The following is a 26,112-nucleotide window of genomic DNA, read 5'->3' as shown; positions in this document are numbered from 1 at the left end:
TTAACCAATATCCTTATTATAAGGATAATTGCCAAAAATAAAAGACGCTACGCCCATTTTTCTGCGCCAATTCACAAAATTTAACAGTTGCGAACCACTGGCGTTGGACGTGCGTCTTTTAGCGATGGCTTGTAAATAGCCTGAGTGGCTTATTTATAAACTTGCAAATTCGCAAACAAGCGGTTAGTTGCCGCCTTGAATGCTAACCATGTTGCCAGATTTTGACAGATTTGGGTTTTGTGGTGTGGCGTAGTTGGTCGCCGAGCCATTTACCGCACGAGTGGTTACGCCGCCAGTTACGCCGCCTGTCAAGCCGCTGCGTGTGGTGTTCATCGCCAAGTGATAGCCGTTTGTCAAGGCTGCGTCATGGCGGTACAGTGAGTTGTAGCGTTCATTGACTTTGCGCACATAGTTGCGTGTCTCACGAAATGGCGGAATGCCGCCGTATTTTCTGACGTTGCCATGACCTGCGTTATAAGCGGCGATGATGTGATCGCGGTCGCTAAAGCGTTCTTGTAAGAATGCCAAATATTTTACGCCACCTTCGATGTTTTGCGCTGGATCCCAAGCGTTCACCACGCCCATGTGTCTTGCGGTGCCCGGCATCAGCTGCATTAAGCCCATCGCGCCTACTCGTGAACGCGCGTAGCTGTTAAAGCCTGATTCGGTGTGCATGATGGCTTTTACCAGTGCAGGGTCTACGCCATGGCGTGCCGCTGAGGCGATGATCATGTGGTCGTAGGTAGAGTTGCCGCTGCTAAAACCAGAATTTAGGCTAGATGCTGCAAAGTTTGAAGGCGTGCTGGTGGTTTGCGTGCCGCTCAGTTTGCTGCTTGGGTATTGTGTCATGCTGATTTGCGTGAACTTTTTAGAGCCGCTGGTGTTTTGCTCGATGTTGGTCAGTAGTTTTTGTTCGCCATCGTCATACACATACACTTGTGCAGCAAGGCTTGCGCTACTGGCGCTCAGAGCAATCAAAGCAGGGATAAAACGTTTCATCATAATAAGTACAACATTGTTAAGCCTAGACGTAAACGTCTGTGGCTTGGTGGGTTTAATCAACGAAAATACCGTAAAAAACTGTATTTTTTGTGTTAATGCTTTATGGGGTTGGCAGCTGATTTTTCAACGCCGCAAAATTATTCCATTATATCAAAGATTTAGCATTTGTATGTTGGCAAACTGTTAATATACGCCGTTTTGGGGCGGATTTGGCAAGACTTGAAAAACAACTTTGCGTTATTGTTTCTATAAAATTGCTAAAAAGTTGCTATCAATTCATGATTTGCTCGCCATTTTCAGCCGTTGTTTTAATGAAAATGCAGTCATTGGTAAATCTGCTCAAATTTTACAGCATTGCTGAAACTTTGATACTGATTCAAAAAGATGGCAATCAAAAAGACGGTCATCAAAAACAACAGCACCGCCAAAATTGACGGTGCGTTGGATTGGTGTTTGGCGATGAATTAGCCAAAGATTTTTAGGCGGTCTGTCACAGGCGCGAAGGTTTTTTCGCCTGCTGGTGCGGCAATGCCGCCAAATACCAGCTGCGCGCGCAGTTTCCAGTTGGCTGGGATATTCCACTCAGCCGCCACGGCGTCATCAATCACAGGGTTATAATGCTGCAAGTTTGCACCCACATCACGGCTGGCAAGCGTTGTCCAGATGGCGTATTGAGTCATGGCGTTGGCGTGGTCTGCCCAGATTGGGAAGTTGTCGGCATAGGTGGCAAACTGCTCTTGCAAGCCTTTTACCACGTCTTGATCTTCAAAAAACAGCACCGTGCCAGCTGCGGCTTTAAAGCCTGCTAATTTGGCTTTGGTTGGCGCAAAGTTTTCTGCAGGAACGATGGCACGCAAGGCTTCGGTGGTGATGTCCCACAGTTTGTCATGCGCTGCGCCATGCAAAACCACTAGACGAGTAGACTGTGAGTTAAAAGACGATGGCGTGTGCAGCAAAGCGTGCTCTACGATTTGATCCACGTCTTTGGTGCTGATTGGCAACTCTTTATTTAGCGCATAGATTGAACGGCGCAGTTCGGCAACGTTTTGTAAAGTGGTGTGCGACATAAAATTCCCCTTAAGGTGTTTGTGAGTTTGTTTTTTGGCAAGTGGCGGACGTTTGCCTTGATGGCAAAGGTGATTTGCCGTGCGACTTGCCAAAACTTATCAACCATTATAAGCAAATTTTTTAAGAAAACAACCAGCATTTGATTAACGCATTATTTCTTTTTAGGAAACTTTGTTTTTGGGTGGATTTCAATGCGTGGAAATTTTTATGATGGAAAAATAAAAGTTAATGGCTTGGTTTGGTGGTTTGACTTTGAACTTTCATTTTAAAAAAAAGTGCGTCGATGATTGTGCGATTTTTCTTTTCAAGGCGTATGATATTTGTTAAAATAGCGTAATTTTGTGTTTTATTTTAAATTGATGAATTGACGCACGGTTTGTGTCGGTTTTTGGTTTGTGTCGGTTTTTTAGGTTGTGCGCTAAAATTATCAAGAATTACCAAGTTTTGGCACGCTTTAAAATAAAATTACAAACGCACATTTTGGTGCAAATTTGCATAAATTTGGGCGAATGATAAATCACGGCAATCGGCAAGCAATCAGTAAATCGCAGCGAGTGGACAATGTATAAAAAAGCCAAAGACAACAATCAAGCACCGCATTGGTATCAGCGTGCGGCATCTGTGCTGGCGGTGGGTTTGTTTGCGCTTTTGACAGGCTGTCAGCCGAACACTGCGTCAAATCAAACCGTGCAAGCCGACACCGCCCAAGCCGACACCGCACCGATTCAAATCCACACCATTAAAGGCACACGCACGGCTACGTCTGCCGAATCGGTGGCAAAATGCCATAATGCGCTGATTTTTGACAGCTTTGCCAAATCACGCTCAGACGTACAAGTGGCAGGCTGTGGCACGGTGGTGGCGGTTTTAAAAGACGACACCAAAGGCAGCAAGCACCAGCGTTTTATCGTGCGCCTAGACGACAGCGAGCAGACGGTACTGGTGGCGCATAATATTGACCTTGCGCCGCGCGTGGCGAATTTACAAAAGCACGACCATGTTTTGATGTATGGCGAGTACGAATACACCGACAAAGGCGGCGTGATTCATTGGACGCACCACGACCCAGCAGGCAGACACCAAGGCGGCTACATCGTACATGATGGCGTGCGCTATGAGTGATGATTGGCGGATAGTTGGGCGATAGAAAGTTTAATTTTAACGTTGTATTGATAAATTTTCATGTGTAAATTTTAACGTGTAAGTTTTGATGTGCAAACTTTAACGTGCAAGTTTTAACGTATAAATTTCCATGTGTAAAATTGCCATGATGGCAGGCTGATTTTTACAAGCGGTTTGGTTTGATTGTCCAGCATAAAGGCATAAAAGACAGTTTGTAAAAACGGCAAGTTTTCGTGGCGATAAACGCATTTAACATCGGTAACACACCATGACACAGATATTTTCACATACAGCATTTTTTCAAGCAGTGAATTTTAACGCACCAAAGGCGCTCTTGCTGTCTTTGGCGGTGGGCGCAGCGATGACAGCGCAAGCGAACGAAACTGTCCTTGAAATTGCACCTGAAACTGCGCACGCTGACTTAGCAAGCAGCGAAGCGGCAGCGCACATGGCAAGTGCAATCAGCGACAGCGAAAAGCATGAAGCGATGTTTTATGAGTGTGCCACCATCACCGAAGCCGCCACACGTTTGGCGTGCTTTGACACTTTGGCGCAGGGCGATACACCAACGGTTATCGCCCAAAAACGCCCGATTGCGCTTGGCGATTCTATCAAGCCTTTATTTAAAGGCGATGTGCAAGTGGTGCGTGTAGACCCAAATGCGCCAAAGAGTGATGACAGCCTGTCTGACACACCAGCCCAAGACGTGCGCCAGTATTCACCGCTGAGTCTTGCCTTTGATTTGGATAAAAACAGCGATCGCGGCTTGTGGACAGCACGTCCGCACAACCCAACTTATATGTTGCCGCTATTTATCAACGGTAAGCCAAACCGCTATCCAAGCACGCCAAGCCAAGAAACGCCGCCGTACAAAGCAGGGCAAATGCGTGAAAATGAGCTGAAATTCCAAATCTCGCTAAAAATGAAAGCGGCGGAAGATTTATTCGGTACGGACGCAGATTTGTGGCTGGGCTACACGCAGCAGTCGCATTGGCAGGTGTTTAATGCCAAATATTCTCGTCCTTTCCGCGCGCACGATTATCAGCCAGAGCTGTTCGTAACGCAGCCTGTGGTGGCGGATTTGCCGTTTGGCGGTAAATTGCGTATGCTGGGCGCAGGCGTGATGCACCACTCAAATGGCGAAGACGATCCGTGGTCTCGTTCGTGGAACCGCGCCTACGTCATGGGCGGCATGGAGTGGGATAAGCTGACCATCATGCCACGCTTATGGGGGCGTATCCTAAAAGAAAATCCAGACGACAACCCAGACATCACCGATTATTACGGCTATGGCGATGTGCGCTTCTTGTACCAAATGAACGACAAAGACAATCTGGCGGGTACGGTGCGCTTTAATCCCGCCACAGGCAAAGGCGCGCTGCAAGTGGATTATACTCGCCAGCTTGGCAAGGGCATCAGCGGCTATGTGCAATTTTTCCAAGGCTATGGGCAATCCATCGTGGATTATAACCACGAAACCACCGCAGTGGGCGTGGGCGTAATGCTTGATGGCTTTATGGGATTGTGATTGGCGGTTTTCAGGCAAAATTTTCTAAGAAAATCAAAGATTTAATGAGAAATCTTGGTTAAATAAAAGGGAGGCGGTAATGCGAACAACGACAGTGCGCTTACCGCCTTGTGCGTTATCTGTGGGGCTGCGGCGGCTTTTGGGTGCGCTGCCTGTGGATATGCGCCAATGCGTGCTGTGTCAGCAGCGATTTGGTGATGGTTATCGGCAAGCGGATTTGCGTTATCTAAAGGCGCAGGCTTTTTTGTGCGCACCGTGCCATCGCTCTCTAGCTTGGCGCAATCAGCCTGTGCGCTTGCCTTTGACTTTGGTGGACGCTGCTTTGTCAGCGCAAATCAATCCGCCATCTCAAACCAATTTATCGTCTCAAACCCATCTGCCGCCAAAAAGCATTCCTGTATTTGCGGCAACTTTCTACCAATATCCCATCAACCGACTTTTTCATCTGTTCAAGGACGAAGAAGACGTGCCTGCGTTTTTGGCGCTGGCGCATATTTTACAAACCTTACCAAAACCAGACGGCACAAACCGCCACAACACCGTGATTTTACCCGTACCAAGCACCAAGCCGCGCCTGCGTGAGCGGGGGTTTGACCCTGCGCTGATGTTGGCGAAATTTTTGGCGTATCATTGGCGATTGCCGCTGTGGCAAGGCGTGAAGCGTGTGGACAGCGCAGCGCACCAGCGTGGGCTTGATCGCAGCGCACGGCTTGAAAATTTGGCGAATGCGTTTGTGCTTACTAAGTCGCCACCTGTGCGTCAAGTGGTGCTGTTTGACGATGTGCTGACCACAGGCGCGACCATGTCAGCTTTGGCAAAAGCGGTGCTAAACGCCATGCCAGACGCTCGGTTGCTGGCGGTGTGCGTGGCGCACGGCAGGGCGGATTTTTCGCTGGGCGAATGATTTTTGCTTAAAGTGGTTTGCCAAAACCAGCAAAACTTCACCAATATTTTACTAAAAGTTTCACTAAAAGTTTCCCCAAAACCTACCAAAACGGATTTTAACGTCTTTAGTTTTATCGCTTTTGGGTGTTTGTGCGCATTTTTGGCTTTTCAAGTGCGCAAAAATCCGCTATCATCGTCAGTAAATTTTATCGCCTGCAAGGGAGTGCGGCTTGTCTTGTCATTTGACCCACCAAATTTCATCACCCAAACGCTGTGCGCACTTGGGCAAAGAGTACTGCGCCCAAAGTTTGCACACGCAACGTTTTTATAAGCAAAGTTTTTCTAGCCAAAGTTTTCCTAACCAAAACTTCTTTATCCAAAATTTTTATGCCACAAGTTTTTACCTTAAAAATTTGTGCGTCAAATTTTCACACCATTCATTTTCTCAATCTTTTATCAAGCCACGAGCCAAACGATTTAAAAAACCACAAGCCAAGCCACAAGCCAAGCAAGCAGGGTTTAGCCTGCTGGAAGTTTTGGTGGCGCTTTTGGTGTTTTCGTTTGCGGCGCTTGGCATGATGGCGCTGTATTTGCGTGCTGGGCAAACCACGCATCATGCAGCAACTTATGCGCACATGGCAAGTCTTATCGCTGCGCAAAACGAAGCGGTGCGACTGATGACGGACGAGCAAAAACGCCATTATGCCAATTTATTATCCGCAGTAAATCAGCAAGCTGCGTCTGATTTGAGCGCTTATCGTGCGGCAGCGTCAGCATTAAAAGCACAGGATTGTCAGGCGAGCTGTGCGCCCAATGAGCTTGTGGCTGCCTATGCTTATCAAGCGGCGCACACGGCTTTGGCGCATGACGCGCGGTTTAATGCGGTGTTTTGTGCAGACAATCCAAAGCAGCTGTGCTTGATTGCGGCATGGGGGCAAACTCAAGCCATCATCAGCGATACGGTGCGCACAGATGTGCAAGATGGCGCAGGCGTGGCGTGCGCTTTTGGCGATGGGCGGTATCATCAAGGTGCGCAGTGCATTGTGGTAAAAAGTTATTAGTATGAAAAATTTTCAGCCAAGCGCAAATGGTTTAATTTGGACAAATTCAGCCAAGTCGCCATACCAAAACCGCAGCTCAAAAAGTGAGCGTGGGCTTAGCTTGCTTGAGCTTGTGGTGGTGCTTGCCATTGGTGCGATGATTGTACTTGCGCTGACTCAGGTGCTTTTGATGGGCGTGCGCAGCCTTGCGGTGCAAGAAAGTAGCGTCCATGCCATTGATACCGAAAGTTTTGCGCTGCAAAGCATGGCGGCAAACATTCGCTTGGCGGGATTTGGCATGGGTGATGATGTGCTGGCGGTAAAGCCTGCGTCAATTTTGCTGGATTTGGCGCAGCTTTCGTGGCAAAGCGTGGCGGACGATGCGTCTGTGGCGATGTATTTGAGCGATTCATCAGCTAAGACATCGTACGCAAATACCACAGATGGCGCGTCCGATCAGCTGACGATTATTTACCGCGCGCCACAAACCATGTGGGATTGCGAAGGTAAATTGGCACTGGGTGCAAGGCGTGTGCGCTTGGCGAGTGGTGAGATGGCGGACGTGGCAGGACAAGTGGTGATTGAGCGTTATTTTGTGGAGCAAGCACCCAGCCTAAGCGCACAAAACGCCACGCAAAACGCACAAGACAGCGCACGCACGCTAAATTTGCGCTGCGATTCGGCACGTTTCGTTCCTGAGCGCATTGAGCGTGATGGCGTGCGTGATGTGGAGCGCAGCAGCAGTTATCTAAACGCCATCATCGATGCGCAGGCTAAAACCAAGCAGGCGAACCGCATTTATGGGCTTGGTGTGGAAAGTGAAATCGTGGCAAGTGGCGTAGAAGGGTTTTGGGTTGAGCTTGGTGTGCAGCTGGCGGACGGTGTGCGTTTTGTGTCGGCTGATGAATACCGCGCGCTGGCAGGTGGTTATTGGGCGCAGGCACGGCAGGCTGATGGTGCGCAAAATGCGGCAGGTGATTTTTCTGATGACTTTTCTGATGATTTGAACGACAATTCACCGCCACCCATCGTGTCGGTGCGACTTGCGCTGATTAGCCGTGCGCCTTTGTCATTGCCCAGCGGACAGCAGGCGCAGACGGTTTTTGAAGTGTTTGGCAAGCGTAAAACCATCGCCGATGACGCACCAAACCACAAGCGCACCTTGCACCAAACGCACATCACGCTAAGAAATGCACTGGCGGATTGATGGGTGTGATGAGTAATAAGCGCAAGTGATGGTTAAAGATAATTTTTCAAACTTAAAAACTCATGAAATTTCAGCGGTTTAATCAGTCTTATGCCAAAAGCACACGCCAAGAGCGTGGCTTTGTGCTGGCAGCGGTACTTGTGGCGGTGCTGGTGATGATTGTGCTTGCGGCACTTGCCATTCGCCAAAGTCTGCACGATGTGCGTGTGGCGCAGGCTGGCACGGCAGCAAATGAGTTGTTTGTGCAGGCGGATTTGCCGTTTTATGCGCTTGATCATGGTGGTGCGCAGATTGCACTGTCCGAGCGTGGGGTTTTTGGGCGATTGGTGCGCGCGCTTGCCCAAAAGCAAGCCGAAAAGCAGATTTTTACTAATGCGTCAGACGCTGAAAATGGCGCAAATTTAAGAAAAAATGACAAATCGTTGCAGGCATTCACCACGTTTTGTTATGAGCCAGCACTTGCTGGGCAAAATTTTTATGCCGATGGCGCACTACAAACGCACGCCACTTGTCAGCCAGCGGCAGATTTGGCTGCGCACAAGGCTGTAGTCATTCAGCTGTGGGTGGCAGCGAGCGCAGAAGAAGCAGCGCAGGATTTTTCGGCAGTTGCCACTGGTGTGTCGGCAGATGTGCAGGATTTGGCAAGGCTGGCGGATTTATTGGCAGATGGTACTGATGGCGGTGCGTTGCCTGCGCTTGGGGTGCAATTTAACGTGTATTCGCTGGCGGCTTTGGTGGCGGATAAATCAGCTTGGCAAGGTGCGCAGGCGTGCTTTGCTGCGGTGGGTTTTGATGAACCAAGCCTTGATTTGTCTGGCGTGCTGACCGATTGTCTCGCCAAGTATGACATCGCCCATCAGCTTTTGGTGCAAGCCTATGAGTATCATTGATAAAAGTGGACAGCGTGAATTTTTGGCAGCTGATTTGCCAAGGCTGGGCGTGTTTGCGCTTATCAAAATCAGAGCTTTTCAAAGCGTGCGCACGGCTGTTTTGCTAAGTTTGTTGCTAAGTTTTACGGTATTTGGCGTGATGCAAGTCAGCCATGCACAGATGACGGGCGGCAGTTTGGCGGTGTATCGTGCGCCACAATCGCTGGGCGTGCTTGAAGTGGATTTTGGGCGTACGGCAGGCGCACCTTCCATCACGCAGGCGCAAACGCTGTGTGATGTCAAGGTTTTGGCAGGTGTGGACGGTGCGCACACGCAGATTGTGCGTACTAATTACACACAAAACTTTACGGTGATGATTGGTGATGAGCGTATCACTTATGCCATGCACGGCTGTGCAGCTGGCGGGCGTGTGGTGTATGACGCAGCTTCAGTGGCACGCATGGCGCTGCTTTTGGCGTTATCGCAGATGGCGGATTTACCGAATGCAACGTTACAAATCAATAGCGCAAATCAGCAGTTATTCCAAGAGTCGCTAAGCGAGTCAGGGCGGCAAACGCTTGCTCGGCAGCTTGCCAGTTTACCCATTGGCGATGGGGCGATTGCTTTTAATGAAAGTGTAAAATCATCAGTGGCTGCGTGCAGTTTTGCGCTGCATTTAAACGCTCAAGCCAGCGAGCAGAATGATTTGGCGCAGACGGTCAGTGCGTTTGCCGAGCGGATTTTGGCGATGTTTGCGCATGAAAATCGCTATGCTTGGGCGAATTTTACGGTGCGTGGGCGTTTTGGCTATGTGGGAGCGGTGGCGCGCACGTCAGCTGGTTGGCAGGGTAATGTGCTTAAATTTGCCACGCACGCCGCCCAAAAAAGCACGCTGGTGGATACAAGGCTGCAGGCGTTATACCAAACCGCCAAGCCATCGGCAGGTTTGACTGCTGCGCCAAGTCCAGTCGCCATGCCTAATGCCAATGTGCAGGATTTATGGGCGGCAGATGGGCGCAGTGGGGCGAATGCTTGGCTAAGGCGCAGGGCAAATCAGCCAAATGCCAATGATTATAGCCATGACACGCCTAATCATCTGTATGTGCGTCAAAATCGGCACGATGGCGAGCTTGTGCGCTTGGCGGTGTCTCATCAAGGTGCGGCTGGCTTTGAGCGGCTGGGTGCAGAGTACACGCCTGATGACATCAAGGCATTGCTGCAGATTTTGGGAGTGCCTTCGGTGCGCACGCAGGCGGTGCTGCAGGCGAATGGTTTTTCTGATAATGCGCTTGATCATGCGTCTAGCAATTTGTCCGACAACTTGTCCAATAATTCATCTGCGCCAGACAACCAAACGACAAATTCAGTCAATTCGCACTCAGTCAGCACTGAGCAGCTTATCAATCAATTATCGGTAAATCCGCCCAAGTTTTTATTTGATAATCTTACGCCAAGCATGGGTGCGCTTGGTTTTGCGCCAGCGGTTGCGCCAAGTGTGAAGTATTTGGCAGCAGCTGGCACAGCAGATGGCTTTGTGGCGTTTGCCGATGGTTTTGGCGTGCTGCGTGTGCTAAAGCGTACGACTGGCGAGCAAATCACAGCGCTGCTTTTGACGCCATCGCCAGTATTGCAGCAGGTGTTTGCGGCAGATTGGCGCATTGCGTGGGTGGCTGATCAAGGTGCGCATAAGCTGATTGCGGTGGGCGGCTTTGGCAGAGCGGGCAAGGGCTTGATGGCGGTGGACATCACGCCTGCGCTGACAGGCGGTGCGCCGCGTATTTTATGGCAAATCAATCCAGCCACGCACCCGCGCATCAGCCACATTCACCAAGCGGTCAGTATCAGCCGTGTGCTGGTGGGCGGTGTGAGCGTGCCTGCGGTGCTGACGGGCGGCGGTGCGGATTGTTTTGGGCGTGTGGCGTGCGCCGAGCCGACTGCTGGCAATGCCATTTATATTTTGCACGCTTTGACGGGCAACGTGCTTGGTGTGTGGAGCGGTGCGCATGGGCAAGCGGACGATGATGAAAAGCATTTGCGCCACGCCATCATTGCCACGCCAGCGGTGCTTGATCGCAATCAAGACGGCAACGCTGACCATCTGTATGTGGCGGATTTGGGCGGACAGCTGCTGCGTGTGGATTTGACGGACAATGCAGCAAATCAAAAACTTGACGCACGCATTGTGCGAATTTTTGTGGCGGATACGAACACGGATGGGCAAAACCCAAGTTTTAACGAAAGCCTAGACCTAAATCCAGCGCCAAATCATGCCATTCAATTTCACCACAGACCGCTTGTCAGTTTTTATGACTATCACGCCAATCCCAGCCGTCAGCAGGCGAAAATCAGCGCCAAAAGCAAATCAAGGCGTTTTGCGCTGATAAGTTTAATAAGTGGCGGATTGGCGAGCGATGGCTTACATGATAAGTCAAATGACAATTTGGCAAAATCACAGCCGTCTTTGGTGTTTGGCATTTTTGATGATGGCTTGATGAGTAAGGCTGCGCCTTTTGCCACGCGTGATGTGCGCTTGGCGGATTTGGTGCGATTAAGCGAGCTTGGCAGCGTGGCGGATATGCGAAAAGTTGCCAGAAGTGGCGGCTGGTATCGTGCGCTAAATGTGAATGGTGCGCCTGCGGTGGGCGTGGACAGTGGTATGATTGTGCCTGTGTCTGCGAGCGGACGTGTGGGCGTGCAGGCGATTCATTATTTGACGGCATATAGCCCAAAATTTAGCGTCAAGCCTGCGGACGCTTGTCAGGCGTATCTTGCTGGCGTGTCGCAAACGCAAGGCTTTTGTTTGCCATTTGGTGTGTGTAAAAATGCCCGCAATCATCAGCCGCTGTTTGCGCTTGGTGAGTCGGATTTTGGCGTGATGGGTGATTTGGTGCAGGGGCTTTGGCAGGCGAATTTGACGACAAGCAATGATGGCGCACAGCTTGATGTGCTGTCTGCGACAGGGCTTGACGCACAAAATAGCACGCCAAGCACCGCACCAGACACTGCGCCAAGCGACACACAGCCGCTGGCAAATGACGCACGGCTTAGAAAGTTGTATTGGTATGACGTGCGTGCGTTGCGTGATTGAATTGTGCTTGATTGGGCGGTGTTGAACTAAGCTGTACTAAATTGCATCGCCAGTATAGTGTGCATAACAAAACGAAAGATTTAGCTAATTTGGTGAAAATGATGAAAATACGCTCAAAACCATTTTTAAAGCTGGGCGTTTTAAAACCCCAAGCAGGCATCAGTATGCTTGAGCTGTTGGCGGTGCTTGTTATCATTGCCGTGCTTGCGCTGATTGCCGTGCCACGCTATCAGGCACACATGGCGAAGGCTTGGCAGCTGACGCTCATGAGCCAAATGCAGGCTTTGGCAGGGCAGGTCAATGAAGCGGCGATGATTGGCGGCGTGTCGTCCTTGCGTGTGGCGGACTTTCGTAAAACTTATGACGGCTACACCTTGACGCTGCATTTGCCGTCAAATTTAGAGCAAAATGCCGAACAAAACGCAGTGCAAAACCCAGTACTATCTTTACCAAAAGCCATGCTTGGCGGTGCTTGGCAAATCATCGCCACGCCAGATGAGAAAGACAAGCCAATTTTTAGCGTCAATCATCAGGGTGTAAAATGCTCGCTGGTGCCAAATTCGCCCACGACACAAGCAAAGTGTGGCACTGACGAATCTTGGCTGGTGCGCTGATGGGCGTAAAAAGGTGCGATTTTACGAAAAATGACCGTATCGGTCATAAAAATTTTGTTACAAATTCAAAAAGAATGGGCAAATCGGTGTAAAAATATGCTAAAATAGCAACTTGACTTGAAAATTTGAGATGTTATCCCTATCAATGTTTCAAATGGACAAATAAGATTGGCAAGCGATTTGATTCGTTTGTGTGATTTTTGTAAATAATATTGCTGAAATTTCATATTTCGCCATAATGTTTACATAAAGTTACACAAAGCCATCAAAAACTACGGTGAAGAAGCGGCTAAAATCGTTTTTAATAGAAACCGTAAAACGACTACGCTCAACGTGTAGCAAATTCCCTTGAGTAAAGTCTCAATCCTTAGGAGAAAGCAATGAAAGCTGTAAAACTATCTGCAATCGCTGCAGCAGCTCTACTATCTACTGGCGCAATGGCAAACGTTGTAACTGACGCTGGCAATGCCGTTGTAAAAGGCGCAAAAACTGCTGGTACTGCAGTTGTTGACGGTGTAAAAAACACTGGCGGCGCTGTTGTTGATGGCGGCAAAACTCTTTTCAAAACCGCAGTAAACCCAGCGGCAGTTAGCCTAGAAGTTGGTTCGCTAGGTTATGGTGCAAACGTTGCATGGTCTGTAAACCCTACCACTGAACTACAAGCTGGTTGGGCTGGTGGCGACGTAACCGACCTATTTGGTGTTGACGATCTAAAAATCGGCGACTACAAATACGACGTTCGTGAAAGCGATTTTTCTAACCCATACCTAGGCGTTCAAATGCGTCCAGCGTCAAACTGGCTAACTGTGGGTGCTGGTGTGATCGTTCCTGATTGGGAAATCAAAGCAACTCCAGTTGAAAACCGCAAAACTGGCGAAAAAACTGGTCTTACCGCGAAAGACGTTGAAGCGACCATCGAAAACGGTAACGATCTAGCGCCTTACTTGACTGTTGGCTTCCGTCCAAACCTAAACAAAAACTGGGGTGTGTTCGGTGAAGTTGGTGCAGCTTACATGGGCAAACCAGACGTAACTTTCACCACTAACGAAGCTAACGTAAGCACTGCAACTCAAAGCAAAATCCGTGCGGACATCCGTAACGAAGACCTACTTCGTTGGTTCCCAATCGCTAAAGTTGGTGTAACTTACCGCTTCTAATACCTTTGGGTATTCGCTGCATTTGCAGTAAAAAACAGCCTTTCGGGGCTGTTTTTTTGTGCGTAATTTTTGCCTTATTGCTCTTATCATTGTCAAAACGGCATTAAAAAACGCCCAATTTAGGACGTTTTTGTATTGGGGTGCTTATGATTGTGCGGTCTTAATCATTGGCTGGCTCATGCAAACGAGCGTTCAGCTCATCAATGGTGAGCGACCATACTGCGTCTAGCTTCCATTCTTCTTGGATAAAGGTGCGTTGTTGCTCGTTTAGAAATGGCGCATCTTTTAGGCTGACGTTTTCAGGCAGTTGGTTGTTTTTGATAAACTCTTCAATCGCCGCGTCTGAGCATTCCAGACCCAGCTGCTTAAAAAGTTCGTTCATGGTGTATTCAATCTCGCCCAGCATGGTTTTCTCCCTGTGGTTTGGTTGGTGATGGTTTGATTGTAGCACATTTGCTTATGGGTTTGTTGCTTGATTGTCAATGCTTGGTTGTGCTTGTGTATGTTTGGGGCTTGCAAAGCAAAAAGCCGAGACAAAACGCAAGCCATAAAGACTTGCGTTTTTTGGTTTGGCATACTTTTTGGACGACCATCTTAAATCTAGCCCAAAACCTCCACCAATTCACCTTCCACCAAGTGCATACTGATGGCATTGGTGATGTTCACCAGCACAAATTTACCAAGCAGTGCTTCATCGCCTTTAAAAATCACCGAACGGGTGTTGTCCGCGGTGCCGTGCAAATAGCCTTCACGGCGGTTAGCTTTTTCTTCCACCAGCACACGCACCACTTGCCCAACCATCGCGCGCGTCTTGGCGAAAGTGGATTCTTTGATGACGTCTTGGAAGGTGGCAAGGCGTGCTTTTTTGGTCTCAAAGCTGACGTTGTCAGGCAGCTCAGACGCAGGCGTGCCGGGGCGTTTTGAGTAAATAAAGCTGTACGAATGGTCAAAGTCTAGCTCTTTGGCAAGCGTGAGCGTGTCGTTGAAATCTTCGTCCGTTTCGTTTGGAAAGCCGATGATAAAATCGCTGGACAAGTGCAAATCAGGGCGAATGGCACGCAATTTTTTGATTTGATTGATGTACACATCTACGGTGTGATTGCGCTTCATGGCGGCAAGAATGTTATTTGAACCGCTTTGGATTGGCAAATGCAGGTGCGATACCAGCTTATCAATGCTCTTATAAGCGTCAATGATGTCATCGGTAAACTCAAGCGGGTGGCTTGTGGTGTAGCGAATGCGCTCAATGCCGTCAATGTGCGATACATAATGTAGAAGTTCGCTAAAGCGGCAAATCGTGCCATCGTCTTTTTCGCCGCGGTAGCCGTTTACGTTTTGACCGAGTAGGTTAATCTCACGCACGCCTTGTTCGGCAAGGCTTGCCACTTCTGCCAGTACGTCGTCCAAAGGGCGAGACAGCTCTTCGCCGCGTGTGTAAGGCACGACGCAAAATGAGCAGTATTTGGAGCAGCCTTCCATGATAGATACGAAAGCCTTAAAGCCTTCTACGCGCGGCTCTGGCAAAAAGTCAAATTTTTCAATGCTTGGAAAGGATACGTCCACCACGCCAATGCGGTTTTTTGGCAATGCGCCGCCATCTGTGTGGGCTTGCTTGGTGGTGCTGTCGTACAGCTCTGGCAAGCGGTGCAAGGTTTGCGGCCCAAAAACCATATCCACATAAGGCGCGCGTTTTTGGATATTATCGCCTTCTTGGGAAGCCACGCAGCCGCCCACGCCAATCACTAAATCAGGATTTTTTTCTTTGAGTTTGCGCCATCTGCCAAGTTCACTGAACACTTTTTCTTGGGCTTTTTCACGGATTGAGCAGGTGTTCATTAGTAGCACGTCTGCGTCATTGATGTCATCAGTAACAATCATGCCGTGGCTGTCGCCCAGCACATCGCCCATTTTTTGGCTGTCATATTCGTTCATTTGGCAGCCTTGAGTAACGATGTAGACTTTTTTGGGTGCTTGATTTGCTGGTGAATTGGAGTTTGATGAATTGGTGCTTGGTTCGCTAAGCGTGTGCAAGCTGGCGCTGGTTTTGGCGGTGTCGGTTTTTGGATTAAAGGTAGCAACGGTCATGGTTTTCTCCAAGGGTTTGCCGAATTTGGATTTGGTGAATGAACGAAAGTGGGTGCGATGCGTTTAAAATTGCTTAATGGCTTAAAATTAACTTAAAAAATTTGGCTTTATTCGCTTCATTAAATAAAGTTTCACTCATCTGATGAACTTATAAGCTGTAAAATTTTTAAGACAAACGTATATTATAGCACGCTTTGGCGTGTGGGTGCGCGTGCTTTGTGCGTAGGCGTGATATTTTGCGATAAAATTTGGCTAAATTTACAACTTTAATACACGCTCACACAAGACGGCAACCAAAAACGTGCGCAAACTTGATAGACTATGAAAATTTGCGTAAGCGTGTTTTGGCTTGACAAATGGCTTTGATGAGCGGTTTTGATTGGTTTTTAAATCAAATTTGGTTAAATTTGCTTAAATTCAGCGAAGTTTTGCTAAATTCAATCAAGCGATTTTAATTTCACGCTTATTTTTAACAATAATTATCATCTAAAAGTATCAAATTATGACAAATCGTGCTACTCGTTTTTCATCTTGGCGTTCGGCAAATAAGCGTGCTTCTGGCAAGTCTGTTTTGCATTTGGGGCTGGTGTCGGCATTGTGCGCAGGTGTGCTAAGCCAAGTGGCGTGTGCGCAGGGCAATGCTAATGACGGCAGTATTTATCAGTTCATTGACGCTGAGCGCCAAAAATCCAGCCCCAGCGCCATGCGTGATTATGAATACAGCATGGCAGGCTCGCTGTTTGCGGTGTATCCGACTTATTGGCGTTTGAATTATAATCTGTCCAGTCAATCACCGCAGACGGTCAATGACTTTGTGCGTCAATATCCAAGCAACGTGATGAGCGAGAAGCTGGCGGCGGATTATGCCGAAACCAAAGCACGAGAAGGCGACTACTACAGCGTGCGTGAAGTGGCAGGCTCTATTGAAAATGCCGATGCGTCCGAAGCGTGTGCCATCGCGCTTGGCTTTAATGGTGCAGGCGATGCGCGTGCATTAAGCCAAAAACCTGAAGTGTGGCTAAATACCCAAGTGCGCCAATCTTTGTGCGACAAACTTGCGCACGAAATGGCGGACAATCCACGCATTAGCCGCACCGACCAGCACGAGCAGCTGATTCGCATGATGCGCATTGACCGCCGCCAGCTTTCTAGCCGCCAAGCACCGCTGGATAAGTCGGAAAATATCCTAAAATTGGCAGGCAAATTAGGCTTACCAATCAGCTTTGACACGCTGCGCAGCATTCGCAACGACCCAAATTCATTCATCACACGCTTTAACACCGAGCCTTTTAGCGAAGTGAATCAGTATTTGTACGTTTATGCCATCAGCCAGCTGGCGCACCGTTCTTATGGTGAAGCCGCCATGCAGCTTAATTATGACATCAATCAAGACAACCACCGTCATCAGCGTCTTTTGACCGACATGGCACGCCGCTATGCGTGGCGCAGCATTGCGGTGAAGCGCATGAACATGAACACCGATGACGGCTTTAATATGGAGGCGGTAACGTGGTTTCGTAACAGCTTAGGCGAGCCATTTAACTACGAAGAAGCCGAAGATTATGCGCAAGTGGCGATTCATTTTAGCCAGTGGGCGGACGTGGTGAACGCCATCAGTGCCATGACTGCCGTGCAGCAAGAGCAGCGTGTGTGGCAGTACTGGCTGGCGCGCGGCTATGAGCAAACAGGCAAGCAGTCGCAAGCACGCCGCATTTATAATAATTTGGCAAAAGGTGTGGATTATTATGGTCTGCTTGCCAAAGACCGCATTGGGCAGCGTCTGACGCTAAACGATATCGGCGGTAATGCCATGCCAAACATCAGCCATAAAGACGAAGCGCGCGTCATGCAAGATCAGTACTTTGCACGAGCGTTTTTGATGATGCAAAACAGCGTCTCAGCCGAACACACAGGGCGCGAGTGGAATTGGGCGGTGCGTAAGGCACGCTTAAATAATGACAACGCACTTGCGCTGGCTGCTGCCAAAAAAGCGCATGACATGGGCGAATATCATCGCAGCATTTATGCGGTGGATAATATGCCAAACCTAAAAGCGGCTGCGTTGTCGCACCCCATGCCGTACCAAAACAGCGTGATGACGTACAGCCGCCTAGTGGGCATTGACCCTGCTTGGGCTTATGGCATCATGCGCCAAGAAAGCCGCTTTCAGCCGAGCGCGCGTTCGCACGTTGGTGCTGGCGGCTTGATGCAAATCATGCCGGGTACTGCCAATCAGATTGCGCGTGGCATGGGTGAAAGCACGGGCAGCATGAACGACCCTGACACCAACATCCGCTACGGCACTTGGTTCTTAAATGACCTTGCCAATCGTGCAGGCGGACAAATTGCCGTTGCCACTGCAGGCTATAACGCAGGGCCGGGTGCTGCTCGCCGCTGGCTGCCAACTTACGGCACAATCAGTGCTGACCAATATGTAGAAGCCATTCCGTATGGTGAAACTCGTGAATACGTCAAGCACGTCATGGAAAACGCCACGATTTATAGTGCGCTGATGGGCGCAAATGTGCCAATCAGCCAGCGCATGGGAGTGGTATCGCCACGCTATTAAACGCTGGTAATTTTAAGCGTTTGCAATTTACCAACTCAAAACAGTCAGGCCAAGTGTTTGGCTGTTTTTTGTTATGATTTGCCAAAATAAAAAAGGCGGATTTTGCTGTGTTATGCGCTAAAAACTGGACAAAACTTATTGAACGTTTGGCAAAAATTTTAACAAACGTTCGGCAAAAAGTTGATAAAAGTCTGGCAAAACCTCGTCAAAAGGACGCATGGTAAAAATTGATTTTTCAAATTGCACTTTGGTTACAAAAGTGCTACACTAGGGGACGTTGCGTTTTTGAATGCTGCTGAAACTAGCAAAAAGCAATTGGCATAAAAACGCAAATAAAAGTTTCATTGGCGCACCGTGTTTGTGCTGATAACCATCGTGCTTGGGCGATTTTTGCGCTTAGCAGTGCCAAAATCGGCAGGCATTTACTACAAACAAAACGTCTTTAAACGTTGTCATGAAGGATTATATTATGAAACAACCCGTTCGTGTTGCTGTAACTGGCGCAGCAGGTCAAATCGGCTACAGCCTATTGTTCCGCATCGCTTCAGGCGAAATGCTTGGCAAGGATCAGCCTGTGATTTTGCAACTGCTTGAAATTCCTGTGGAAAAAGCACAGCAAGCACTTCAAGGCGTTATCATGGAGCTGGACGACTGCGCATTCCCGCTGCTTGTAGATGTGATTGGCACAGACGATCCAAATGTGGCGTTCAAAGACGCTGATTATGCGCTGCTTGTGGGTGCGCGTCCTCGTGGCCCGGGCATGGAGCGTGCCGACTTGCTACAAGAAAACGCAAAAATTTTCACCGTTCAAGGCAAGGCGCTTAATGATGTGGCAAGCCGTGATGTTAAAGTTTTGGTGGTGGGCAACCCAGCCAACACCAACGCTTACATCGCGATGAAATCAGCGCCTGATTTGCCAGCGAAAAACTTCACCGCCATGCTGCGCCTAGACCACAACCGCGCGCTTACCCAAGTGGCGAAGAAAACTGGCAAAGCTGTAAAAGACATCAAAAACCTAACCGTATGGGGCAACCACAGCCCAACCATGTACGCTGATTATCGCTTCGCAACCATCAACGGCGAGAGCGTAAAAGACATGATCAACGACCAAGAATGGAACGCCAACGTATTCCTACCAACTGTTGGTAAGCGTGGCGCAGCCATCATTGAAGCGCGTGGCTTGTCATCAGCAGCTTCAGCGGCAAACGCAGCAATCGACCACATGCGTGATTGGGCGCTTGGCACAAATGGCGAATGGGTAACCATGGGTATTCCATCTGACGGCTCATACGGCATTCCAGAAGGTGTGATGTTCGGCTTCCCTGTAACCACCGAAAACGGCGAATACAAAATCGTTCAAGGTCTTGAGATTGATGAGTTCAGCCAAGAGCGCATCAACATCACGCTAAACGAGCTTGAAGAAGAGCGTGCGGCGATTGATCATCTGTTCAACTGATTTGGTGATTTGCCAATTTGAACAAGGCGCATTGACGCATTGACAGTCAAGCGTACCATCGGCTGAAATTTGATGAGTTGATGGTTGCTTGATTGTCGGTAAAATTGCCATTAAAAAGCACTCCGTTTTTGGAGTGCTTTTTGTTTTGGTGAATTTATTTAATAGATTGATTTATGGGCTTAAGGCTGTGGATTTGCCGCTGGTTGCGCTGATTGTGGAGCGATGGGCTGCGGCAGGTTTTTGCCTTGCTTGCGCATTTCGTGTTTTTCGGATTGCTTATGTTTGGCTGGTTTTTTGTGCTGAGCCAAGTTTGCGCTTGAGCATTGCAAGCTGTGCTGTTTGCCATCGGCAGTGCTTACTGACAAAATGCCGTCTGCGCCTTTGGTGTGCCATTCGTATTTGGCGGCCGGGTTGCTGTCATTTACAAAGCGCATACCAGAGCCCGTTACGTCAGCGTTCATGGTGATTTGGGCGTTGTCAAGTTGCCAGCTGGGTGCGCTGATGGCAAATTTGGCGTTGTTGGTTTTTGGCTGATAATGCGCATGAACAACCGCGCCATTTTCGCAGCGGTAGGTTTGGGTCAGTTTGTCGTGTTTGTGGTGCGTGTGTTTGCCGCCTTTTTTGCTGTCGTGGCGCATTTGGCTTTTGCTGTCTTGATGGGCGTGCGCTGCGTAGTGGCCGGTGGCACAGCCTGTGGCAAGCACCGCTGCCAAAACACTGCCAGTCAATAGTAATTTTTTCATGCGATTTCTCCTTGATTGATGAAAATGTGTTGAGAAACAAAAATGTCGGTGAAAAATTGGCAAAATGCCTTAAAATCCACCGAATGCCCAAAATTATAACGCAAATTATTCTCAGTAATGTAACGGAAAATTAGCAAAATGTAGATGAAAGTGTGTCGGTAAATTTGCTTGGGTGTGCTGTGCGAATTGGCATGAACTGGGCAAAATTTAGCGGAAGTTTGGCAAGCGTAAATCGGCGGTTGTGTTTTTTGTGCGTTGTGTTATCATTAAATTTGGCTGATTTTGCCAAGAGCTTTACGCCAAACTACCAACCATCACGCACGGAAAAAAAGAAAATGCCAAATATTTTAATGAACAAACTTGGACTGCGCACGCCTATTGTACAAGCGCCGATGGCAGGGGCGAGTAATGCGGATTTTGTCGTGGCGGCGTGTCAGGCAGGCGCACTGGGGTCGCTTGGCGCAGGCATGATGTCGCCAGATGCCATCGCTGATGAAATCGCTAAAATTAAAGCGCAAACAAAGCAAGCCTTTGCGGTGAATTTAATGGTGCTTGATGATGAGCAGACGAGCAAATTGGCAGGTGAGATGCCTGAATGGCTTGCCAAAAAGTACGCCGAGCTTGGCATTACGCCTACACTGGACGAAAAACCTGCGCACGATTTTAAGGCGCAATTTGCAGCCGTGCTTGACAATCCTGCGCCTGTGGTCAGTTTTACTTTTGGGATTATTGACAAAAATGCAGTGCAAGCACTCAAGGATAAAGGCTGCATTATCATCGGTACGGCAAATTATGTGGACGAAGTGCTGGCGTGGCAAGCGGTGGGCGCAGATGCGGTGGTGGTGCAGGGCGCGCAGGCTGGCGGACATCAAGGCGGCTGGCTGCATGAAGCGGACGAGAAATTAGACACACTGACGCTTGTGGAGCAAGCCAAAGCGGCAAGCGACATACCGCTGATTGCCGCTGGTGGTATCGCCACTGCTGAGCAAGTGGCGGCGGCTTTGGCGGCTGGTGCGGATTTGGTGGCGGTAGGAACGGCATTTTTAACCACGCATGAAAGCGTGATTTCTACAGCTTGGCAAGAAAGATTGCTTGCGGCAAGTGGTGCGGATACGCAGTTCACACGGCTGTTTTCAGGCAAGGTGGCGCGCGGCATCACCAATGATTTTTTGCGTGAATTTGCCCAATTTGATGGCTTATCATCACACAGTGAAGTGCGCAGCTATCCCACGCAAAATGCTATGACAAAGGCATTGCGAGCTTATGCAGGCAAGGCGGCAGACAGCGAGCTGATGAGTTTGTGGGCAGGTACGGCAGTGGCGCATTGCCAGCGTGAATCCATCGCTCATCTGGTGGCAAGGCTGTGTGCGGATTTGCCTGCGTGAACATTTTAAACGCTAAAAGGTTTTAGGCTATAAATAAAAGGCGGCTACTGTCGCCTTTTGTGCTTTTTAAACTTAGCAAGCCATTAGGTAGATTGATTGAACTGTGCTTTATGGGAAATTTGCAAGAATTGCCATTTAGACAAAAGGTTATTAAAAAGATTGTATTTTATAACTTATTGTTTTTAATGCGGTTATTGGCTTGGTTACAAAACGCATTTGTATCATGGCGCATTTTGTGTAATTATATGTTACTTGTATTCATAAAATTTGTGTTTTAAACTGTATTTTACGCAATTTTATACTGATAAATTGTACTGATTTAACTTGGTTTGCCCATCGTGGGTGGGCGTGCAAGTCCCGTTTTGCTGCATGAATGGCTTGCCAAGCGGTAAATATTCATGCCCCAATCAAAGGACGGCTTATGTTTCAAAAGCTCAAAGCATTTTTCGCATTAGAAGCGGCAGGCGGTATCGTGCTGGCGCTGGCGGCAATTTTGGCGATGATCGTTGCCAATTCGCCGCTGTCTTGGCTGTATAGCGATTTTATTCATGCGCCTGTGGTGCTGCAGATTGGCAATTTTGTGATTGACAAAGACGCGCACCACTGGGTGAATGATGGCTTGATGGCGATATTTTTCTTTTTGGTGGGGCTTGAGCTAAAGCGTGAAGCGCTGGTGGGTGAGCTGTCTGATGTCAAGCAAATTTTACTGCCTGCGCTGGCAGCGGTGGGCGGTATGATTGCGCCTGCGCTGGTGTATGCAGCGTTTAATATGAATAACCCTGAATATCTGCAAGGCTGGGCGATTCCTGCGGCAACGGACATCGCCTTTGCCATTGGCGTGCTGAGTCTTTTGGGCAGCCGTGTGCCAAATGCGCTGAAGATTTTTTTGGTGTCTATTGCGATTTTTGACGACTTGGGTGCGATTATCATCATTGCGCTGTTTTATACGTCTGATTTGTCGCTGTTTTCGCTGGGCGTGGCGGCGGTGTGCTTGCCGATTTTGTATTTGTTCAACCGCATGAACATCACACGCCTAACGCCTTATTTGTTTGTGGGGCTGATTATGTGGGCAGCGATGCTCAAATCAGGCGTACACGCGACACTGGCTGGCGTACTGTTGGCGTTTTTTATTCCGCTGGTGAATAAAAAAGACCCTGAGCATTCGCCACTAGAAGAGCTTGAGCATGACTTGCATAATACGGTGGCGTTTGGTATTTTGCCGCTGTTTGCGTTTTTTAATTCTGGCATTTCGCTGGCAGGCGCTGGTCTGGATACGCTGCTGCATTCTGTGCCGCTGGGCATTGCCGCTGGGCTGTTTTTGGGCAAGCAAATTGGCATTATGGCGGCGGTGCTTTTTGCCGTCAAACTGGGTCTTGCCAGTGTTCCAAAGGGCTGCACCATGCGCCAAGTGTATGGTACGGCATTGCTGTGCGGTATTGGCTTTACGATGTCGCTGTTTATTGGCGGCTTGGCGTTTGGCGGTCAGCCAGATGGCTTTGATCCGCGCTTAGGCATTATTTTGGGCTCGATCATTTCTGGCGTGGTGGGCTATTTGGTGCTGCGTAAAGCGATTCCAGATGGCGATCACCCAAAACTTGCTGTCAGCGAAGAGGCGGGATATTTATCCAATCATCGATGATAAGCCAAACCAAAAAACCCATCGCATGACGGTGGGTTTTTATGCTTTATCTGATTTATATGTCGCTAGTTGTTTTAATATATAATTGGATCGGTTGTAGGTTGGGCTGGTAAAGCGCAATCCATATTCGTATAAAACGCCTTTTGAAACGTTGGGTTTTCGCAGGTTTAACCCAACTTCAAACCACCATTCAACCCAATCCACATATCGTGATTTAATTCAACTTCAATCAAATCCCTAAACCACGCCCAAAACAAAGCCGCCCAAAAGGACGGCTTTGTTTGCGTTTAAGACTGTAAAATCAGTGTCTAAAATGACGCATGCCTGTGAACACCATGGCAATGCCGTGTTCGTTGGCGGCAGCGATGGTTTCGTCATCACGCATTGAGCCACCCGGTTGAATGATGCACTTGATGCCTGCTTTGGCGGCATTGTCAATGCCATCACGGAATGGGAAAAATGCGTCTGACGCCATCACTGCGCCTTCTACCGCAAGTCCTGCGTGTTCGGCTTTGATGGCGGCAATGCGTGCTGAATTGACACGGCTCATCTGACCTGCGCCCACGCCTACGGTTTGGCGATTTTTGGCGTAAACGATGGCGTTTGATTTGACGTATTTTGCCACTTTCCAAGCAAACAGCAAATCTTCAAGCTCGGCTTCGCTTGGCGCACGCTCTGTCACCACACGCAAATCACTCACATCAATCATGCCAAGATCTTGGTCTTGTACCAAAAGACCGCCATTCACACGCTTATAATCCAGCTGAGTGGCACGCTCGCTTGGGTTTGGCAATTCGCCACACACCAGTACACGCACGTTTTTCTTAGCGCCTGTGATTTCTAGTACGCCATCAGCCACGCTTGGGGCGATGATGACTTCCACGAATTGACGCTCCACAATCGCTGCTGCGGTGGCGGTGTCTAGCTCACGGTTGAAGGCGATGATACCGCCAAAGGCTGATTCTGGGTCGGTTTGGTATGCCAAATCATAGGCGCTCAAGATGTCATCGGCAACCGCCACGCCGCATGGGTTGGCGTGCTTCACGATAACGCACGCAGGCTCTACAAAAGATTTTACACATTCTAGCGCAGCGTCTGTATCGGCGATGTTGTTATAAGACAGCTCTTTGCCTTGCAGCTGCTGGGCGGTAGAAACGGACGCTTCTTTTGCGCCATTTTCTACATAAAATGCCGCCTTTTGGTGTGGGTTTTCGCCATAGCGCAGCTCTTGGGTTTTGTGCAGTTGTACGTTGAACGTGCGCGCAAAATCCGTGGTTGGCGTGCTGTCTTCGCTTGGGGCGGTGGCGTTTTCGTTCAGGCGCGCGCCAAAGAATGACGCAATCATGCCGTCATAGCCTGCGGTGTGTTCAAAGGCTTTTACCGCCAAATCAAAGCGTGTGGCGTAGCTGATTTCGCCTGTGCTGCGGATTTCGCCAAGTACGCGCTCGTAGTCGGCCGGGCTTGTGATGATGCCAACGTGGGCGTGGTTTTTGGCGGCTGAGCGCACCATGGCAGGGCCGCCGATGTCAATGTTTTCAATGGCGTCAGACATTGAGACGTTTGGCTTGGCGACGGTCGCAGCAAATGGGTATAGGTTTACCGCCACGATGTCAATGCGGTCAATGCCATGCTCATTCATGACGGCGTCATCGGTGCCACGGCGACCCAAAATACCGCCATGGATTTTTGGGTGCAGCGTCTTGACACGGCCGTCCATCATTTCGCTAAAGCCAGTGTGTGCCGATACTTCGGTAGCGTCCACGCCAGACTCGCGCAAAAGTTTGAAAGTACCGCCAGTGGACAAAATGCCAAAGCCAGCTTCTACCAAGCCTTTAGCAAACTCAACGATGCCCGCTTTGTCCGACACCGACAATAGTGCAAATTTTTTCATAACAACCCTTTGATTAACGAAAAAACAACAAAAATTTTCAACCCTTAATGATAGCAGTTATTTGCTTTTTTATAAAGTAAATTCTCAAGGAAATTTGCAAAAGGGCAAACAAAGGATAAGTAAAGGGCGAAAAATCGCTGATGGGCGTTGTTTTGGGTGGTTGCTAGGTTTTGGGTTTGAAAAGGTGAGAGAATTTGGCAGATTGGGAAAACAAAAGGGCGGTTGTAAGGTTTTTGGTGGTGGGTGGTTTAAAAGTTATGGTTTAAAGATGGTGATTCAAAGACGGCGGATTGGCGGCGTTTTACCGCCTTGCCTTGCTTGACTAAGCGTTGATTGGTGTTGAATTGAACATCAAATCAAGCCATGAAATTTTAGCTTTGTGCGCAGCGTGCCACGATTCATGCCAAGCAATTCGGCAGTTTTGGACTGATTGCCATTGGTGTGGCGCAAGGTGGCGGCAAAGAGTGATTGTTCTAAATCATGCAAAAACACTTCGTACAGCCTGCCTGCGTGTTCGGTGTCGGCATTTTCAAAAAACTTCTGAACAGCGTGCTCAACGTACACGCTCAAAGGCTGGTCGGGAGTTTTGGTATAGTCAATCATTACATTTTGCTCAATTGGTGAATGGTATAACAAGCCCTTTAAAATGATACAACTGACAGTGCTGGGCATGAACAAGCCATCTTAGCAAACTTTGTGTGCGCTTGCTGTAACGTTTGTGTGGCATTATGTAAGCTGATTATAATGTTTTGTTAATAAATTTT

General features: G+C 48.8%; 22 protein-coding genes. 15 read left to right on the top strand and 7 right to left on the bottom strand.

Features of this window, described 5'->3' with window-relative positions:
- Positions 1–183 precede the first annotated feature (183 nt).
- Positions 184–1,002 carry a lytic transglycosylase domain-containing protein gene (locus tag B0181_RS08950; RefSeq protein WP_078277167.1) on the bottom strand — a complete coding sequence of 273 codons (819 nt, stop codon included), beginning with the start codon at positions 1,000–1,002 and terminating at the stop codon, positions 184–186.
- A gap of 209 nt (positions 1,003–1,211) precedes the next feature.
- Here B0181_RS08950 and B0181_RS11945 point away from each other — a divergent pair, with 209 nt between their 5' ends.
- On the top strand, positions 1,212–1,436 hold the full coding sequence (locus B0181_RS11945) for a hypothetical protein (RefSeq protein ID WP_143821596.1): 225 nt from the start codon (positions 1,212–1,214) through the stop codon (positions 1,434–1,436).
- Positions 1,437–1,466: 30 nt separating this feature from the next.
- Here the strand turns inward: B0181_RS11945 and B0181_RS08945 are convergent, their stop codons facing one another.
- Complete coding sequence (locus tag B0181_RS08945; RefSeq protein ID WP_078277166.1) at positions 1,467–2,069, bottom strand: nitroreductase family protein; 603 nt, start codon at positions 2,067–2,069, stop codon at positions 1,467–1,469.
- Positions 2,070–2,631: 562 nt separating this feature from the next.
- On the opposite strand from B0181_RS08945, the gene B0181_RS08940 reads away from it, so the two are divergent.
- The 9 genes from B0181_RS08940 (at position 2,632) to B0181_RS08900 (ending at position 13,580) form a co-directional block, all read left to right on the top strand.
- Complete coding sequence (locus B0181_RS08940; protein ID WP_078277165.1) at positions 2,632–3,192, top strand: DUF3465 domain-containing protein; 561 nt, start codon at positions 2,632–2,634, stop codon at positions 3,190–3,192.
- A 268-nt stretch (positions 3,193–3,460) separates the two neighbouring features.
- Positions 3,461–4,720: a phospholipase A gene (locus B0181_RS08935; RefSeq protein WP_242620147.1), complete on the top strand. Its 1,260-nt coding sequence runs from the start codon at positions 3,461–3,463 to the stop codon at positions 4,718–4,720.
- A gap of 79 nt (positions 4,721–4,799) precedes the next feature.
- The gene (locus tag B0181_RS08930) at positions 4,800–5,624 is read left to right on the top strand and encodes a ComF family protein (protein WP_078277164.1); all 825 of its coding nucleotides are present in this window, start codon (positions 4,800–4,802) and stop codon (positions 5,622–5,624) included.
- Positions 5,625–5,835: 211 nt separating this feature from the next.
- Entirely contained in the window at positions 5,836–6,666 is an 831-nt protein-coding gene (locus B0181_RS08925; protein ID WP_158078958.1) for a prepilin-type N-terminal cleavage/methylation domain-containing protein, read from the top strand.
- A 1-nt stretch (position 6,667) separates the two neighbouring features.
- A complete protein-coding gene (locus tag B0181_RS08920; RefSeq protein WP_078277162.1) occupies positions 6,668–7,852 on the top strand; it encodes a prepilin-type N-terminal cleavage/methylation domain-containing protein in 1,185 nt (394 codons plus the stop codon).
- A 62-nt stretch (positions 7,853–7,914) separates the two neighbouring features.
- Complete coding sequence (locus tag B0181_RS08915; RefSeq protein WP_078277161.1) at positions 7,915–8,742, top strand: hypothetical protein; 828 nt, start codon at positions 7,915–7,917, stop codon at positions 8,740–8,742.
- Positions 8,729–11,809, top strand: coding sequence for a hypothetical protein (locus B0181_RS08910; protein ID WP_078277160.1), 3,081 nt, complete (start codon positions 8,729–8,731; stop codon positions 11,807–11,809). The genes B0181_RS08915 and B0181_RS08910 overlap by 14 nt, the downstream gene beginning before the upstream one ends.
- 101 nt (positions 11,810–11,910) lie before the next feature.
- Positions 11,911–12,423 carry a type IV pilin protein gene (locus B0181_RS08905; protein WP_078277159.1) on the top strand — a complete coding sequence of 171 codons (513 nt, stop codon included), beginning with the start codon at positions 11,911–11,913 and terminating at the stop codon, positions 12,421–12,423.
- A gap of 380 nt (positions 12,424–12,803) precedes the next feature.
- A complete protein-coding gene (locus tag B0181_RS08900; protein WP_078277158.1) occupies positions 12,804–13,580 on the top strand; it encodes a hypothetical protein in 777 nt (258 codons plus the stop codon).
- A gap of 160 nt (positions 13,581–13,740) precedes the next feature.
- On the opposite strand, the gene B0181_RS08895 is transcribed toward B0181_RS08900, so the two are convergent.
- Positions 13,741–13,986, bottom strand: a complete 246-nt coding sequence (locus B0181_RS08895; protein WP_078277157.1) for a DUF2789 family protein — start codon at positions 13,984–13,986, stop codon at positions 13,741–13,743.
- A 194-nt stretch (positions 13,987–14,180) separates the two neighbouring features.
- A complete protein-coding gene (gene miaB, locus B0181_RS08890; protein ID WP_078277156.1) occupies positions 14,181–15,665 on the bottom strand; it encodes a tRNA (N6-isopentenyl adenosine(37)-C2)-methylthiotransferase MiaB in 1,485 nt (494 codons plus the stop codon).
- A gap of 502 nt (positions 15,666–16,167) precedes the next feature.
- Here miaB and B0181_RS08885 point away from each other — a divergent pair.
- Together B0181_RS08885 and B0181_RS08880 are read left to right on the top strand one after the other, a co-directional pair.
- Positions 16,168–18,234, top strand: coding sequence for a lytic transglycosylase domain-containing protein (locus tag B0181_RS08885; RefSeq protein WP_078277155.1), 2,067 nt, complete (start codon positions 16,168–16,170; stop codon positions 18,232–18,234).
- A gap of 469 nt (positions 18,235–18,703) precedes the next feature.
- A complete protein-coding gene (locus B0181_RS08880; RefSeq protein ID WP_078277154.1) occupies positions 18,704–19,690 on the top strand; it encodes a malate dehydrogenase in 987 nt (328 codons plus the stop codon).
- Positions 19,691–19,869: 179 nt separating this feature from the next.
- Here B0181_RS08880 and B0181_RS08875 read toward each other — a convergent pair whose 3' ends face one another.
- Positions 19,870–20,433: an MliC family protein gene (locus B0181_RS08875; RefSeq protein WP_078277153.1), complete on the bottom strand. Its 564-nt coding sequence runs from the start codon at positions 20,431–20,433 to the stop codon at positions 19,870–19,872.
- Positions 20,434–20,624: 191 nt separating this feature from the next.
- On the opposite strand from B0181_RS08875, the gene B0181_RS08870 reads away from it, so the two are divergent.
- Together B0181_RS08870 and nhaA are read left to right on the top strand one after the other, a co-directional pair.
- Positions 20,625–21,818 (top strand): NAD(P)H-dependent flavin oxidoreductase, encoded by a 1,194-nt coding sequence (locus B0181_RS08870; protein ID WP_371829206.1) that lies wholly within the window; start codon positions 20,625–20,627, stop codon positions 21,816–21,818.
- Between the two features lie 421 nt (positions 21,819–22,239).
- Complete coding sequence (gene nhaA / locus B0181_RS08865) at positions 22,240–23,457, top strand: Na+/H+ antiporter NhaA (RefSeq protein ID WP_078277152.1); 1,218 nt, start codon at positions 22,240–22,242, stop codon at positions 23,455–23,457.
- A gap of 301 nt (positions 23,458–23,758) precedes the next feature.
- Here nhaA and purH read toward each other — a convergent pair whose 3' ends face one another.
- Entirely contained in the window at positions 23,759–25,348 is a 1,590-nt protein-coding gene (gene purH, locus B0181_RS08860; RefSeq protein ID WP_078277151.1) for a bifunctional phosphoribosylaminoimidazolecarboxamide formyltransferase/IMP cyclohydrolase, read from the bottom strand.
- Between the two features lie 61 nt (positions 25,349–25,409).
- On the opposite strand from purH, the gene B0181_RS08855 reads away from it, so the two are divergent.
- Complete coding sequence (locus B0181_RS08855) at positions 25,410–25,670, top strand: hypothetical protein (RefSeq protein WP_078277150.1); 261 nt, start codon at positions 25,410–25,412, stop codon at positions 25,668–25,670.
- 29 nt (positions 25,671–25,699) lie between these two features.
- On the opposite strand, the gene B0181_RS08850 is transcribed toward B0181_RS08855, so the two are convergent.
- Positions 25,700–25,951 (bottom strand): helix-turn-helix domain-containing protein, encoded by a 252-nt coding sequence (locus B0181_RS08850; protein ID WP_078277206.1) that lies wholly within the window; start codon positions 25,949–25,951, stop codon positions 25,700–25,702.
- Between the last annotated feature and the right edge of the window lie 161 nt (positions 25,952–26,112).

The organism is Moraxella caviae (assembly GCF_002014985.1).
GTDB classification, from domain to species: domain Bacteria; phylum Pseudomonadota; class Gammaproteobacteria; order Pseudomonadales; family Moraxellaceae; genus Moraxella; species Moraxella caviae.
Note: the sequence above shows the minus strand (reverse complement) of the source record. Positions and strands in the feature narration are given on the sequence as shown.

Bases quoted from the DNA above. Each gene is read 5' to 3' on its own strand.
- B0181_RS08950 (WP_078277167.1), bottom strand. From the start codon at position 1,002: ATGATGAAACGTTTTATCCCTGCTTTGATTGCTCTGAGCGCCAGTAGC.
- B0181_RS08945 (WP_078277166.1), bottom strand. From the start codon at position 2,069: ATGTCGCACACCACTTTACAAAACGTTGCCGAACTGCGCCGTTCAATC.
- B0181_RS08940 (WP_078277165.1), top strand. From the start codon at position 2,632: ATGTATAAAAAAGCCAAAGACAACAATCAAGCACCGCATTGGTATCAG.
- B0181_RS08935 (WP_242620147.1), top strand. From the start codon at position 3,461: ATGACACAGATATTTTCACATACAGCATTTTTTCAAGCAGTGAATTTT.
- B0181_RS08930 (WP_078277164.1), top strand. From the start codon at position 4,800: ATGCGAACAACGACAGTGCGCTTACCGCCTTGTGCGTTATCTGTGGGG.
- B0181_RS08920 (WP_078277162.1), top strand. From the start codon at position 6,668: ATGAAAAATTTTCAGCCAAGCGCAAATGGTTTAATTTGGACAAATTCA.
- B0181_RS08915 (WP_078277161.1), top strand. From the start codon at position 7,915: ATGAAATTTCAGCGGTTTAATCAGTCTTATGCCAAAAGCACACGCCAA.
- B0181_RS08910 (WP_078277160.1), top strand. From the start codon at position 8,729: ATGAGTATCATTGATAAAAGTGGACAGCGTGAATTTTTGGCAGCTGAT.
- B0181_RS08905 (WP_078277159.1), top strand. From the start codon at position 11,911: ATGAAAATACGCTCAAAACCATTTTTAAAGCTGGGCGTTTTAAAACCC.
- B0181_RS08900 (WP_078277158.1), top strand. From the start codon at position 12,804: ATGAAAGCTGTAAAACTATCTGCAATCGCTGCAGCAGCTCTACTATCT.
- B0181_RS08895 (WP_078277157.1), bottom strand. From the start codon at position 13,986: ATGCTGGGCGAGATTGAATACACCATGAACGAACTTTTTAAGCAGCTG.
- miaB (WP_078277156.1), bottom strand. From the start codon at position 15,665: ATGACCGTTGCTACCTTTAATCCAAAAACCGACACCGCCAAAACCAGC.
- B0181_RS08885 (WP_078277155.1), top strand. From the start codon at position 16,168: ATGACAAATCGTGCTACTCGTTTTTCATCTTGGCGTTCGGCAAATAAG.
- B0181_RS08880 (WP_078277154.1), top strand. From the start codon at position 18,704: ATGAAACAACCCGTTCGTGTTGCTGTAACTGGCGCAGCAGGTCAAATC.
- B0181_RS08875 (WP_078277153.1), bottom strand. From the start codon at position 20,433: ATGAAAAAATTACTATTGACTGGCAGTGTTTTGGCAGCGGTGCTTGCC.
- B0181_RS08870 (WP_371829206.1), top strand. From the start codon at position 20,625: ATGAACTGGGCAAAATTTAGCGGAAGTTTGGCAAGCGTAAATCGGCGG.
- nhaA (WP_078277152.1), top strand. From the start codon at position 22,240: ATGTTTCAAAAGCTCAAAGCATTTTTCGCATTAGAAGCGGCAGGCGGT.
- purH (WP_078277151.1), bottom strand. From the start codon at position 25,348: ATGAAAAAATTTGCACTATTGTCGGTGTCGGACAAAGCGGGCATCGTT.
- B0181_RS08850 (WP_078277206.1), bottom strand. From the start codon at position 25,951: ATGATTGACTATACCAAAACTCCCGACCAGCCTTTGAGCGTGTACGTT.